Origin of the sequence: Variovorax nitratireducens (assembly GCF_051216545.1) — a bacterium.
Taxonomy (GTDB): Bacteria; Pseudomonadota; Gammaproteobacteria; order Burkholderiales; family Burkholderiaceae_C; genus Variovorax.
The window spans coordinates 109,248-121,725 of the sequence record NZ_JBPJZO010000001.1; the positions used below are offsets into that span (position 1 = coordinate 109,248).

At 68.3% G+C, this 12,478-nt stretch carries 12 protein-coding genes; 6 read left to right on the forward strand and 6 right to left on the reverse strand.

Annotation, left to right across the window (positions count from 1 at the left end; genetic code table 11):
- Positions 1–38: 38 nt before the first annotated feature.
- Positions 39–1,643 carry a GMC family oxidoreductase gene (locus ACSFA8_RS00590; RefSeq protein ID WP_435477586.1) on the forward strand — a complete coding sequence of 535 codons (1,605 nt, stop codon included), beginning with the start codon at positions 39–41 and terminating at the stop codon, positions 1,641–1,643.
- Here ACSFA8_RS00590 and ACSFA8_RS00595 read toward each other — a convergent pair.
- Both ACSFA8_RS00595 and ACSFA8_RS00600 read right to left on the reverse strand, forming a co-directional pair.
- Positions 1,640–2,656, reverse strand: coding sequence for a Bug family tripartite tricarboxylate transporter substrate binding protein (locus ACSFA8_RS00595; RefSeq protein ID WP_435477587.1), 1,017 nt, complete (start codon positions 2,654–2,656; stop codon positions 1,640–1,642). The genes ACSFA8_RS00590 and ACSFA8_RS00595 overlap by 4 nt on opposite strands.
- 123 nt (positions 2,657–2,779) lie before the next feature.
- Positions 2,780–3,703: a LysR family transcriptional regulator gene (locus ACSFA8_RS00600; protein ID WP_435477588.1), complete on the reverse strand. Its 924-nt coding sequence runs from the start codon at positions 3,701–3,703 to the stop codon at positions 2,780–2,782.
- A gap of 112 nt (positions 3,704–3,815) precedes the next feature.
- On the opposite strand from ACSFA8_RS00600, the gene ACSFA8_RS00605 reads away from it, so the two are divergent.
- Positions 3,816–4,574: an SDR family oxidoreductase gene (locus tag ACSFA8_RS00605; RefSeq protein WP_435477589.1), complete on the forward strand. Its 759-nt coding sequence runs from the start codon at positions 3,816–3,818 to the stop codon at positions 4,572–4,574.
- Between the two features lie 7 nt (positions 4,575–4,581).
- On the opposite strand, the gene ACSFA8_RS00610 is transcribed toward ACSFA8_RS00605, so the two are convergent.
- The 3 genes from ACSFA8_RS00610 to ACSFA8_RS00620 are packed head-to-tail and all read right to left on the reverse strand — an operon-like array spanning position 4,582 to position 6,979.
- On the reverse strand, positions 4,582–5,025 hold the full coding sequence (locus tag ACSFA8_RS00610) for a MarR family winged helix-turn-helix transcriptional regulator (RefSeq protein ID WP_435477590.1): 444 nt from the start codon (positions 5,023–5,025) through the stop codon (positions 4,582–4,584).
- 5 nt (positions 5,026–5,030) lie between these two features.
- Complete coding sequence (locus ACSFA8_RS00615; protein ID WP_435477591.1) at positions 5,031–5,993, reverse strand: alpha-ketoacid dehydrogenase subunit beta; 963 nt, start codon at positions 5,991–5,993, stop codon at positions 5,031–5,033.
- Positions 5,984–6,979 carry a thiamine pyrophosphate-dependent dehydrogenase E1 component subunit alpha gene (locus tag ACSFA8_RS00620; RefSeq protein ID WP_435477592.1) on the reverse strand — a complete coding sequence of 332 codons (996 nt, stop codon included), beginning with the start codon at positions 6,977–6,979 and terminating at the stop codon, positions 5,984–5,986. The genes ACSFA8_RS00615 and ACSFA8_RS00620 overlap by 10 nt, the downstream gene beginning before the upstream one ends.
- 172 nt (positions 6,980–7,151) lie before the next feature.
- Here ACSFA8_RS00620 and xylF point away from each other — a divergent pair, with 172 nt between their 5' ends.
- The 4 genes from xylF to ACSFA8_RS00640 all read left to right on the forward strand — a co-directional run bounded on the left by xylF (position 7,152) and on the right by ACSFA8_RS00640 (position 11,448).
- Positions 7,152–8,174, forward strand: coding sequence for a D-xylose ABC transporter substrate-binding protein (xylF, locus tag ACSFA8_RS00625; protein ID WP_435477593.1), 1,023 nt, complete (start codon positions 7,152–7,154; stop codon positions 8,172–8,174).
- A gap of 120 nt (positions 8,175–8,294) precedes the next feature.
- Entirely contained in the window at positions 8,295–9,482 is a 1,188-nt protein-coding gene (locus ACSFA8_RS00630) for a sugar ABC transporter permease (protein WP_435477594.1), read from the forward strand.
- Entirely contained in the window at positions 9,482–10,264 is a 783-nt protein-coding gene (locus ACSFA8_RS00635) for an ATP-binding cassette domain-containing protein (RefSeq protein ID WP_435477595.1), read from the forward strand. Before ACSFA8_RS00630 ends, ACSFA8_RS00635 begins: the two co-directional genes overlap by 1 nt.
- Positions 10,261–11,448: an ROK family transcriptional regulator gene (locus tag ACSFA8_RS00640; RefSeq protein ID WP_435477596.1), complete on the forward strand. Its 1,188-nt coding sequence runs from the start codon at positions 10,261–10,263 to the stop codon at positions 11,446–11,448. The genes ACSFA8_RS00635 and ACSFA8_RS00640 overlap by 4 nt, the downstream gene beginning before the upstream one ends.
- A 10-nt stretch (positions 11,449–11,458) precedes the next feature.
- Here the strand turns inward: ACSFA8_RS00640 and ACSFA8_RS00645 are convergent, their stop codons facing one another.
- Positions 11,459–12,436, reverse strand: a complete 978-nt coding sequence (locus ACSFA8_RS00645; protein WP_435477597.1) for a tripartite tricarboxylate transporter substrate-binding protein — start codon at positions 12,434–12,436, stop codon at positions 11,459–11,461.
- Positions 12,437–12,478: the final 42 nt, after the last annotated feature.

Consider the following 12,478-nt stretch of genomic DNA (forward strand, 5'->3'; position numbering starts at 1 on the left):
CGCTGCTGTAAACCGTCGCCGTCGCGCGCGTCGCCATCATGTTCGACACCATTATCGTCGGCGCCGGCTCCGCGGGCTGCGTGCTGGCCAACCGGCTGTCGGCGGATCCGCAACGCAAGGTGCTGTTGCTGGAGGCCGGCCGATCCGCGCCGAAGAACGCCGAAATTCCCGCCAACTGGCCGATGATGCTGAACACTGAGGTGGACTGGGGCTTCCACACGGTGCCGCAGGCCGGCTGCCGCATGCGCCGCATGTACTGGCCGCGCGGCCGGATGGTGGGTGGCTCGGGCGCGCTCAACGCCATGATCTACATGCGCGGCGTGCCCTCCGACTACGACCGCTGGGAGGCTGGTGGCTGCCCGGGCTGGGGCTGGCACGACGTGCTGCCCGCATTCAGGAAATCCGAGCGCAACCTGCGCTGGTGCGACTCGGCACTGCACGGAACCGATGGCGAACTGGTGATCTCCGATGTCGCCCACATCGACCCGGTCGAACGCCTGTGGCTCGAAGCGGCGCAGGCGGCGGGGCTGCCGCCGAACGCGGATTTCAACGGCGAGATGCAAGACGGCGCCGGCCTGTTCCAGGCCACCATCAAGGACGGCGAACGTTTCGGAACCGGCAAGGCATTTCTGGCCCCGGCGCTGACCCGGCCCAACCTGACCGTGCGCACCGCCGTGACGGTTCTGCGCGTCAGCTTCACCGGCACGCGCGCCAGCGGCGTCGTGTTCCTGCAGAACGGCCGTCCGGAAACCGCCGAAGCGGCCTGCGAAGTGGTGTTGAGTGCCGGTGCGATCGGTTCTCCGCACCTGCTGCTGCATTCGGGCGTCGGGCCTGCCGACGAACTTGCACCGCTTGGCATCCGGCCGGTGCTCGACCTCCCAGGCGTGGGCCGCAACCTGCAGGATCACGTTAACTGCCCGGTGACCTTCGCGACCACCCGGCGTTTCGGCATCGCCCACGCGACCGCCGCAGAAGCCGCTGCACACCTCGACGAATGGGAGACAGCGCGCAGCGGGCCGCTGGTCTCCAACTGGTCTGCCTGCGGCGGCTTCGTGCGGATCGATCCCGGCGCCGGCGCCCCGGATCTGCAGCTGTACTGCATCGCCACCGCCCACAGGGATCACGCGCGCTACCTCTCCACCCGGCCCGGCATCACGCTGTTTTCGGTTGTGCAACGACCGAAGAGCCATGGCGTGCTACGGCTGCGATCCGCAGATCCGCTCGAGCATCCCCTGATCGATCCGCGCTACTTCAGCGATGAAGGGGACGCGGATCTGAAGCTGCTGATCGAAGGCATCCGGCTGCAGCGGCGCATTGCGGCGCTGCAGCCGCTGCGCGAGGTCATCGACGGCGAACTGCAGGGCAGCGCGGAGGCGGGCTCCGACGACGAGCTGGCCGATTTCATCCGGGCCCAGGCCACCACGCTCTACCACCCCACCAGCACCTGCAGCATGGGCACGGGTGCGCAGGCCGTGGTGGATCCGGCGTGCCGGGTGCACGGTATCGACGGCCTGTACGTGGTCGACGCCTCTGTTTTCCCCTCGATGGTTTCCGGCAACACCAACGCGCCCACCATCATGGTGGCTGAGCGGGTGGCCGAAGCGATCGTGCGCAGCGCGCAGACCGGTTGTGGCGTGCCTTAGTCAACCTTCGCGCCGGAATCCTTCACGACCTTGGCCCACTTGGTGTGCTCGGCCGCAATGAACTGCGTGAACTCGGCGGGCGTGTTGCCACTTGGGATCGCGCCTTGCGCCAGCATCTTTTCCTTGATCGCCGGGGTGCCGAGCGACTTCGCCACTTCCTGCTGAATCCGGCTCACGATCTCGGGTGAGGTGCCGGCCGGCGCCAGCAGGCCGAACCACGAACTGGCCTCGTAACCCTTGAGCGCCGGGCCACCCGCTTCTTCCACGGTCGGGATGTCGGGCAGGGCGGCCGAGCGCTTCGAGCTGGTCACGGCCAGCGCCACCAGCTTGCCGGCCTTGATCTGCGCCATCGACGAGGGCAGGTTGTCGAACATCACGTCGGCATTGCCACCCACCATGTCGAGCAGGGCGGGGCCAGAGCCCTTGTACGGGATGTGCGTCATGAAGCTGCCGGTCATGCTCTTGAACAGCTCGCCGGCCAGGTGGATCGACGTGCCGCTGCCGCTCGACGCCATGTTGAGCTTGCCGGGGTGGCTCTTCGCGTACTTCACGAAATCGGCCACGTTCTTGATGCCCATTTCCTTCGCCTTGTCGGCATTCATCTCCATCACGTTGGGCACCGCGGCCACCAGCGTGATCGGCACGAAGTCCTTGATCGGGTCGAACGGCAGCTTGGCGTAGAGCGCGCGGTTGATGCCGTGCGTGCCGACCGTGCCCATCAGCAGCGTATAGCCGTCATTCGGCGCCTTGGCCACGATGTCGGCACCCACGTTGCCGCCGGCGCCGGCCCGGTTGTCGACGATGAACTGCTGGCCGAAGGCCTTCGACAGTTCGGGCGCCACCGCGCGCGCCAGGATGTCGGTGGTGCCGCCGGGTGCAAACGGCACCACGATGCGCACCGGCTTGGTCGGCCATGTGCCCTGCGCCGCCGCCGGGCCCGCCGTCAGGACGAGAACGGCTGCCGCCGATGCGGCAAGCGCCGCACGTCGACCGGGTTTGAAGAAATGAGTCATGTCTGCTTTCTGGAAGAAATGGAAGTGAGTGAGCGCGCCGCGCTGCGCAGCGACACCGGCTTGGCCGCAGTTGTACGTGCGAAGCAGCCGATTTGCTGCGGGTAATAACCCCGGCCCGCGACCTCAGTCGCCGCTCATGCGCCGGGCGAAGTCCGCCGCGCGGAAACGCTCGACCACGAAGTCGACGAACACGCGCGTCTTGGCCGGCAGCAGTTTCTTGCCGGGGTAGTAGAGCGACAGCGCGCCGGAGTCGGCATGCCAGCCCGGAAGCAGCCGCACGAATTCGCCGCTCGCGAGACCGGGCGCGGCAAAGGGCATCGGCAGCAACGCCACGCCGAGGCCCATGCGCACCGCCAGCGCGATCGCCTCCGGGTCGCTGAAGATCGCACGCGGCTTCGGTTCGACCGCGCCTTCTTCGCCAGCCGCATTGCGCAGCGTCCAGGCGCGCACGCGCCCGGTCGGCGAGGAGCGCCGCACGATGCCGTCGAGCGCGGCCAGATCCGCCGGCTGCAGCGGCATCGGCCGCGCCGCCATGTAGCCGGGCGACGCCACCGCCACGACATGCACCCGCCCGAGTTCCCGCGCGACCAGCCCCGGCGTGAGCTCGATGCCGCCCCCGATGGCCGCGTCGAAGCCCTCGCCGATCAGGTCGACCTGCCGGTTGTCGAAATGCCAGTCGGGCAGCACGGCCGGATAGCGCGCCAGGAACTCGGCGAGCAGAGGCACCACGTAGGCGCGGCCAAACGCCTGCCCCATGCTCACCTTGAGCGTGCCGGCCGGTTGCCCGCTGACGGTGCTCACGTTCGCCAATGCATCCTGCAGGGTGGCGAGCCCGCCGCTCACCTGGCGCAGGAAGCCCTCGCCGGTTTCGGTGAGCGTGAGGCGCCGCGTGCTGCGCTGGAACAGGCGCACACCCAGCCGGGCTTCAAGCCGCGCCACGTTCTTGCTCACCGCCGCGGGCGTCAGGCCCAGGCGCCGTGCCGCCGCGGAAAAGCTGCCGGCCTCGGCGCTTTGAACGAAGGATTCGAGATGGCTGAGGGCTTCCATCGCCACATTTTCAACCCATGGTTGAAGCTGATTGGGTTTTTTAAAGGCTACCGGGAACAGCCGACCATCGCCAAACTAAGGGCCTGTTCAACACATTCCCTCGAAAGACACCATGACCACCTCTTCCAAAATCCTTCCGCTGACCGGCAAGGTTGCCTTCGTCACCGGCGGTTCACGCGGCATCGGCGCCGCCATCGTGCGCCGGCTGGCCGACGACGGCGCGGCCGTCGCGTTCAGCTATACCAGTGCCAAGGCTCCGGCTGACGAACTGGTGCGTAGCATCGAAGCGGCCGGCGGACGCGCGCAGGCGCTGCGCATCGACAGCGCCGACGCAGCCGCGCTGACGGCCGGCATCAACCAGGCCGCGGCCGATTTCGGCAGGCTCGACATCCTGGTCAACAGCGCGGGCGTGTTCTTTCCCGGCGCAATCGGCGAGTTCTCCCTTGCGGACTTCGACCGCACGGTGGCCGTCAATGTGCGCGCGGTATTCGTTGCCACCCAGGCCGCCGTGGCCCACATGGGGCAGGGCGGTCGCGTGATCAACATCGGCAGCACCAACGCCGACCGCATGCCCTTTGCCGGCGGCAGCGCCTATGCGATGAGCAAGTCGGCGCTCAAGGGGCTGGTGCAAGGCCTGTCGCGGGATCTCGGTCCGCGCGGCATCACGATCAACAACGTGCAGCCGGGCCCGGTCAATACCGACATGAACCCGGCCGACGGCCCGCAAGCCGGTTTCATGCACAGCTTCATGGCGCTCGATCGCCACGGCCAGCCCGAAGAGATCGCCGGCATGGTCGCCTACCTGGCCAGCCCGGAAGCCGCTTTCGTGACCGGCGCCAGCCTCAACATCGACGGGGGGTTTGCGGCCTGATGCTGCCTCAGTCGATCGGCTCCGCGCTGCTCGCCACCGATGCCATCAGCTTGTCCAGCGTGGCGCCGAAGCGCACCAGCTCCGCGGCATCCACGCCAGCGAACAGTTCGGCTTCGCGCTGCCGGCCGAGCGCTTGCACGATGCCAAAGAGGTCCTTGCCGGCGGCCGTCAGGTAAAGCCGGCTGCGGCGCTGGTCGGTCGGGTCGTCGCGCGCCTGCAAACGCCTGGCGCGCTTGAGGCCGGCCAGCGCGCGGCTCACCGACATCTTGTCCAGGCCGGTCTGCTCGACCACCTGCGTGGCGGTGTAGCCCGGGTGGGCGCCGAGCACGGCTATCGAGCGCCATTCGTTCAGCGTGAGCTGGTGCTGGCGACCGACGCGCTGCTGGAACGGGCGCGCGGTGAGGTTGACCACGCGCACCAGCTTGAAGAAAAGCGAGTCGTCGCTGTCCATGGGCATCACCCGGCCAGCCGGCGCGCCGCCGCCACGATCTGTTCGGCGCTCACGCGCGACTGCGCCTCGAGCACCGGCGCGTAGCCGACCGGGATGCGCGGCGCGCCGAGCCGCGCGACCTTGCAGCCTGTTGCCTCGGCTGCCGTGGCCGCAATCTCGGCGCCGAAGCCCGCGACCTGCACCGCCTCGTGCACCACCAGCAACTTGCGCGTGCGCTCGCACGAGGCCAGCACCGCTTCGCGATCCCACGGCCAGAGCGTGCGCAGGTCGAGCAGGTCGGCTGCGATGCCATCGACCGCCAGCGTGTCGCAAGCTGCGGCGCACACCTGCAGCTGCTTGCCCCAGCTCACCAGCGTGAACCCGTCGCCGTCGCGCAGCCGCGCGGCCCGCCCGAGCGTGGCGACCTGCGCCGTATCGACCTCGCCGCGCACACCCCACAGCGCCTTGTGCTCGATGTAGACCACCGGGTCGCCGCACCGCAGCGCGGCGCGCAGCAGGCTGTAGTTGTCTTGCGGCGTGGCCGGGCTCACCACCACCACGCCCGGTAGGTGCGCGAACCAGGCCTCGAGCGACTGCGAATGCTGCGCGGCCGACGCGTCCCAGATGCCACCCGGCATGCGCGCCACCAGCGGAACGCGGCCCTGACCGCCGAACATGAAGCGGTTCTTGGCGGCTTGGTTAACCAGCTCGTCCATGCCGCACAGCGCGAAGTCGACCACGCGCATCTCGACCACCGGGCGCAGGCCCGCGAGCGCCATGCCGACACCCGCGCCCATGATCGCGGCCTCGCTGATCGGCGTGTCGATCACGCGCTCGGCGCCGAAGCGCTGCTGCAGCCCCTTGTACTGGCCGAAGATGCCGCCGCGGCCGACGTCCTCGCCGAGCACGACCACGTTGGCGTCGGCTTCCATTTCGTGTTGCAGCGCGAGTGCGGCGGCTTCTGCGTAGCTGAGTTCGCTCAGTGCCATTGGCCGGCCCCGGTGGTCTGCACGTCGGTGAAGGCGGCGGTGGCATCGGGCCAGGGCGCCGCTTCGGCGGCCGCGAGCGCGGCTTCGACCTCGCGCTGCGCCTCGGCGTCGATCGCATCCAGCTCGGCGGCCCTCACGCCGGCTTTCAGGCACTGCATGCGCGCCTTCGCGATCGGGTCGGTCGCCAGCGCCGCGGCCAGTTCCTGCGCGTCGCGGTAGGCGGCCGGATCGACCGACACATGGCCCTTCACACGGTAGGTCAGCGCGTGCAGCAGGCGTGGCCCGGCGCCGCTTCGCACCTCGGCTACCAGCTTGGCGGCGGCTGCGTGCACCGCGAACACGTCGTTGCCATCGACCTGCGTGGCCGCGATGTCGAGCGCTTGCGCGCGGGCCGACGCGCCGTCGCCGGCCGTCATCGGGCCGCTTGCGGTGGTCGCGCTCCAGCGGTTGTCCTCGCAGACGAAAAGCACCGGCAGCTGGTAGACGCGGGCCCAGTTGAGCGCTTCGAGAAAAGGGCCGCGGTTGATCGCGCCGTCACCGAAGAAGCAGACCGTGATGGCGTCGCGCCGCTGCAGTTTTTGCGCATGCGCCGCACCGACCGCAATCGGCAGCCCCGCCGCGACCACGCCGTTGGCGCCCAGCATGCCGACCGAAAAATCGGCAATGTGCATGGAGCCGCCCTTGCCGCCGTTGAAGCCGGTCGCCTTGCCGAACAGCTCGCACATCATCCGCGTGAGGTCGGCGCCCTTGGCCAGCGTGTGGCCGTGGCCGCGGTGCGTGGACGTCAGGTAGTCGGCGGGCGCGAGGTGGGCGCAGACGCCGGCCGGCACGGCTTCCTGCCCGGTCGACAGGTGCAGCGGGCCGCGCACCCTGGCGGCGCCCGCGGCCTGCTGGCCATAGGCGCTCACGCCGCCCTGGCTGGCCGCTTCGGCAGCATTCTCGAAGGCGCGGATTCGCACCATCGTGCGGTAGAGGGACGAGTGCATCTTGTCTCCAGCGCCCGCACACCGGGCGCCAACGCCGAAATCGTATCGGGCGTGACCAATCTACGCGCACGGATTAACCCGGGAATTCCCCGATGACCTGTTCGGGCCTCGGATGAGATAGTTAGTTTGCCACCCGAACTAATTAACCCATGTTCCCAACGGAGACACATCCATGCAACTCAAGAGCACCCTCACCGCACTGGCCCTCGGACTTGCTGCCATCGGCGCCTGCGCCCAGACCGTGGTCGGCGTGAGCTGGTCGAACTTCCAGGAAGAGCGCTGGAAGACCGACGAAGCCGCGATCAAGACTCAGCTCGAAAAGCTCGGCGCCAAGTACATCAGCGCCGACGCCGGCGGCTCGCCCGAGAAGCAGCTCGGCGACATCGAGGGCTTGATGGCGAAGGGCGCCAAGGTGCTGATCGTGCTGGCGATGGACAAGGACGCGATCCTGCCCGCCGTCACCAAGGCCGTGCGCCAGAAGGTGCCCGTGGTGGCCTACGACCGCCTGATCGAGGCGCCCGGCGTGTTCTACATCACCTTCGACAACACCGAGGTTGGCCGCCTGCAGGCGCGCGAGGTGTTCAAGCTGGCGCCCAAGGGCAACTACGTGATGATCAAGGGCTCGCCGACCGACCCGAACGCCAACTTCCTGCGCGCCGGGCAGCAGGAAGTCATCGCCGATGCGGTGAAGAAGGGCGACATCAAGATCGTCGGCGACGAATACACCGAAGGCTGGAAGCCCGAGGTTGCGCAGAAGAACATGGAGCAGATCCTGACCAAGGCCGGCGGCAAGGTCGACGCGGTCGTGGCTTCCAACGACGGCACCGCTGGCGGCGCGGTGGCGGCGCTCTCGGCCAAGGGCATCCGCGGCATTCCGTTGTCTGGCCAGGACGCCGACTTTGCGGCGCTGAACCGCGTGGCGCTCGGCACGCAGACCGTGACGGTGTGGAAGGACTCGCGCGAACTCGGCAAGGAAGCCGCCAGCGCAGCCATCGCACTCGCGGGCGGCAAGCCGGTCGAAAAGGCCGCCAGCTGGGACAAGGGCGAGAAGAAGATCGCGCTTCAGTCGCGGTTCCTCACGCCGGTGGCCATCACGCGCAGCAACCTCGACGTGGTGGTGAAGGCCGGCTGGATCAAGAAGGACGAACTCTGCAAGGGCGTCTCGGGCGACAAGGCCCCCGCTGCCTGCAAGTAGCAGAGCTCAACCCCCCGGCTTCGCGCACGTCGCGTCGCTGCGCCATCCCCCTCGCCGGGGGGGCAGACACCAGCGGCCCGGCCAAGCCGGTTCCGCGGTGTTTCCTGAAGGAGTCATTCCATGAATCAGTCTTTGCCACTCTGGCGCCGGACCGGTGTCGACTTGCGCCTGGTGCTGATGAGCGTGTTGCTCATCGCGATGGGCGTGGTGTTCCACATCCTGTCGGGCGGCATCTTCCTGTCGCCCGAGAACCTCTACAACATCGCGCAGCAGACGGCCGTGGTCGGCATCGTCTCCACCGTGATGGTGCTGGTGATCGTGGCGCGCCACATCGACCTGTCGGTCGGCTCGGTGATGGGCTTCGTCGGCGTGCTGATCGCCTACCTGCAGTACACCTCGGGCTGGTCGTGGCCCACTGCATGCCTCGCGGGGCTGGCGGTGGCGCTGCTGGTGTCGATCTACCAGGGCTGGCTCACGGCGGTGCTGGGCGTGCCGTCGTTCGTGGTCACGCTCGGCGGGCTCATGTCGTTCCGCGGTGCGGCGTTTTTGGTGGCCGACGGCAAGACGCAGCCAGTCAACGACGAGTTCTTCCAGAGCCTGGGCGGCGGCTACGACGGCGGCATCGGCGTCACGGCCACCTGGGTGCTCACAGCGGTGGTGGTGGCGATCCTGTTCGCGCGCATGGTCCAGAAGCGACGCGCGCGCCAGCACCACGAGATGCCGACCGAGGCGGTCTGGGTCGACGTGGTGCTGACGGCGGTGCCGGCCGCGGTGCTGGTGGCGTTCGCGTGGACGATGAACCACTACCAGATCTCGTCCAAGACCGAGGCGCAAGGCATCCCGATCCCGGTGCTGATCTGGGCCGCGGTGGCGATCGTGCTGTCGTTCATCGTGCACCGCACGCGCTTCGGTCGCTACGTGTTCGCGATGGGCGGCAACCCGGACGCGGCGGCGCTGGTGGGCATTCCGGTCAAGCGCGTCACGCTGATGCTGTTCGCGCTGCTCGCGGTGCTGGTGACCATCGCGGCGATCGTGTCGATCGCGCGGCTCAACGCCGGCACCAACTCGCTCGGCACCGGCATGGAGCTCTACGTGATCGCGGCGGCCGTCATCGGCGGTACCGCGCTGGCCGGCGGCAGCGGCTCGATCTTCGGCTCGGTGCTGGGCGCGCTGATCATGCAGTCGCTCGACAGCGGCATGCTGCTGCTCGACGTGCCGATCGGCAAACGCATGGTGATCATTGGGCAGGTGCTGATCATCGCGGTGGTGTTCGACGTCTTGTACCGCCGCAAGTTTGGAGAGAACTGATGGCCGCCACGATCGACAAGACAAAACCATTGGTCGAGCTGCGCGAGATCCGCAAGGCCTTCGGCGGCGTGCACGCGGTGGATGGCGTGAGCGTCAACCTCTATCCGGGCGAAGTGGTCGCGCTGCTGGGCCACAACGGCGCCGGCAAGTCCACGCTCATGAAGATGCTCGCGGGCGCCTACCCGATCGATTCGGGCGACACGCTGATAGCTGGCGAGAAGGTGCACATCCGCACGCCGGCCGAAGCGCAGGCGCAGGGCATCGAAACCATCTACCAGACGCTGGCGCTGGCCGACAACCTGGATTCGGTGTCCAACCTGTTCCTCGGCCGCGAGAAGATGACGCGCTGGAACACGCTGGACGACCATTTCATGGAAGGCGCGGCGCGCAAGGTGTTCCAGCGCCTCAACAAGAACTTCACCAACATCCGCGTGCCGGTACGCCGGCTGTCGGGCGGGCAGCGCCAGGTGGTGGCGATCTCGCGCGCGCTGTACTTCAACGCGCGCATCCTGATCATGGACGAGCCCTGCGCCGCGCTCGGGCCGGAAGAAACCGCGATGGTCGGGCGGCTGGTCAAGCAGCTCAAGGACGACGGCGTCGGCATCTTCCTGATCACGCACGACATGCCCGACGTGTTCGGCCTCTCCGACCGGCTCGCGGTGATGAAGAACGGCCGCCTGGTCGGCACCTACCGCACCGCCGACGTCACCGAGGACGAGGTGCTCGGGATGATCATCGCGGGCAAAAAACCGGAAGGCAAAGCCGAGGCCCCCCACGCGTGAAAACCATCGGCGACCAGCAGTTGCTCAAGCGCATCAACCGCAGCGTGGTGCTGCGGCTGCTGCGCGCGCAGCCGGGGTTGTCGCGCGCACGGCTCGCCAGCGAAAGCGGGTTGACCAAATCGACGGTGAGCGGCCTGGTGCGCGAACTGATCGACGACCGCTGGCTCAGCGAGGCCGGCGCCGCGGTGAACGACGGGCTGGGCCGGCCGTCGACGCCGCTGCACATCAACGACCGGGTGCGTGCGCTGGTCGGCGTGGAGATCGGCGTCGAGACGATGCGCGTGGCCTGCGTCTCGCTGCTCGGCGAGGTGCTGCATGCGGATGCGCAACCGCTGGCCAGCACCGAACCCGCGCGCGCCTGTGTGCAGGCGGCCGCCATGTGCGCGCAGGCCTGGAAGCAGATCGCGGCGCGCGGCCTTGAACTTTCAGGCATCGGTGTCGGCGTGCCGGGCGCGGTCGACGACGCCACCGGCATCGTGCTGTTCGCGCCGAACCTGGGCTGGCGCCGGCTCGATCTGTTGCCTGACCTCATCGAGGCATTCGCGGCGGCCGGCCTGCCGCGCGTGCCGGTGCAATTGCAGAACGAGGCCGACGTGGCCGCGCTCGGCGAATACGAGTTCTGCAAGGGCGAGGGCGAAGACCCGCTGATCTTTGTCGACTGCGACGTCGGCGTCGGCGCCGGCATCGTGTTGAACGACCGGCTCTTCACCGGCGCGCAGGGCATGGCGGGCGAGATCGGCCACACCATCCTACGGCCCGACGGGCCGCTGTGCTCCTGCGGGCGGCGCGGCTGCGCCGAGGCGTTCTTCGGCTCCCGCGTACTGGGGCGCGGTGCCGGCGACGTGAAGCGGGCCGGGCAGATGCTCGGCGTGCTGCTGCAGAACCTCTGGACGGCGTTCGACCCGCGGGCCATTGTCATCGGCGGCTCGACCTGCGAGGCGCACCCCGAATTTCTGCGCAGCGCGATCGCCACGGTGCAAAGCTATGCCGATGCGGCCGGCATGCCGCCACCCGCGGTGCGCGGCGCGCGCCACGGGTTGCTCGCGCCGGCGGTCGGCGCCGCGGCGCTGGTGTTGCACGACTACCTGCGCCCGATGCACCCGAACACCGTCACGCGGCGCGAGCGCAGCGGCGCGCGCGCAAAAAAGCCGCCGGGCCCGGTGGGCGCGGCGGCCTTGCGTTGACGCGAAAACATCAGTCGGCGTAGATGCCGGCGGCCTTGATGACCGGGCCGAAACGCGCCACTTCGGCCTGCACGAACTTCTTGTGCTCGGCCGGCTCCATGCGCTTGTCGTTGACCACCACGGCGCCCAGTCCTTCTTCCTTCTTGATGAAGTCCGGATCCTTCAGCGCGACCTTCAGCGCATCGTTGATCTTCTTGAGGATCGGTGCCGGCGTGCCCTTGGGCGCGTACAGGCCATGCCAGATCGTGACCTGGAAGTTCTTCATGCCCGACTCGTCGAGCGTCGGAATGTCCTTCAGCGCCGGCGTGGTCAGGCGCTTGAGCGTGGTCACGGCGTAGGGCTGAACCTTCTTGGCTTCGATCTGGCTCGTGGTGTTGGTGGTCTGGTCGCACAGCAGGTCGATCTGGCCACCCAGCAGGTCGGCCATGGCCGGCGCGGTGCCCTTGTAGGGCACGGTGGTCAATTCAACCTTGAGTTCGCTCTGGAACAGCAGGCCGCACAGGTGCGATGCCGAGCCGACGCCAGCGTTGCCCAGGTTCACCTTGCCGGCATTCTTGCCGATCCAGTCGCGCAGTTCCTTGAAGTTCTTGGCTTCCAGCTGCGGCTTGCCGACCAGCGTCATCGGCACGTCGTTGATCAGGCCGAGGTACTCGAAATCGGTCTCGTAGTTGTACGGCAGCTTGCGGTAGAGCACCGGCGTGGTGGCCATGCCGACGTGCGTCAGCAGCAGCGTGTAGCCATCGTTCTTGGCGCGCGCCACCTTGGCGTTGCCGATCGTGCTGCCCGCGCCGGCCGTGTTGTCGACCACGATGCTGACGCCGTCGAGCGGCTTGCGCAGCGCCTCGGCCAAGTCGCGCGCCACGCGGTCGGTCGGGCCGCCTGCCGCGAATGGCACTACGATCGTGATGGGTTTGCCGCCCGGAAAGTCCTGGGCGTGAACCCCGAAGGTGGCAGCGGCAATTGCGGCGAGGGCAAACAGTTTCTTCATGAGAACTCCGGAGATCAAAGGCCGCGATCTTATCGGCTGACG

Coding starts and splice junctions, on each gene's coding strand:
- ACSFA8_RS00590 (WP_435477586.1), top strand. CDS start 39: ATGTTCGACACCATTATCGTCGGCGCCGGCTCCGCGGGCTGCGTGCTG.
- ACSFA8_RS00595 (WP_435477587.1), bottom strand. CDS start 2,656: ATGACTCATTTCTTCAAACCCGGTCGACGTGCGGCGCTTGCCGCATCG.
- ACSFA8_RS00600 (WP_435477588.1), bottom strand. CDS start 3,703: ATGGAAGCCCTCAGCCATCTCGAATCCTTCGTTCAAAGCGCCGAGGCC.
- ACSFA8_RS00605 (WP_435477589.1), top strand. CDS start 3,816: ATGACCACCTCTTCCAAAATCCTTCCGCTGACCGGCAAGGTTGCCTTC.
- ACSFA8_RS00610 (WP_435477590.1), bottom strand. CDS start 5,025: ATGGACAGCGACGACTCGCTTTTCTTCAAGCTGGTGCGCGTGGTCAAC.
- ACSFA8_RS00615 (WP_435477591.1), bottom strand. CDS start 5,993: ATGGCACTGAGCGAACTCAGCTACGCAGAAGCCGCCGCACTCGCGCTG.
- ACSFA8_RS00620 (WP_435477592.1), bottom strand. CDS start 6,979: ATGCACTCGTCCCTCTACCGCACGATGGTGCGAATCCGCGCCTTCGAG.
- xylF (WP_435477593.1), top strand. CDS start 7,152: ATGCAACTCAAGAGCACCCTCACCGCACTGGCCCTCGGACTTGCTGCC.
- ACSFA8_RS00630 (WP_435477594.1), top strand. CDS start 8,295: ATGAATCAGTCTTTGCCACTCTGGCGCCGGACCGGTGTCGACTTGCGC.
- ACSFA8_RS00635 (WP_435477595.1), top strand. CDS start 9,482: ATGGCCGCCACGATCGACAAGACAAAACCATTGGTCGAGCTGCGCGAG.
- ACSFA8_RS00645 (WP_435477597.1), bottom strand. CDS start 12,436: ATGAAGAAACTGTTTGCCCTCGCCGCAATTGCCGCTGCCACCTTCGGG.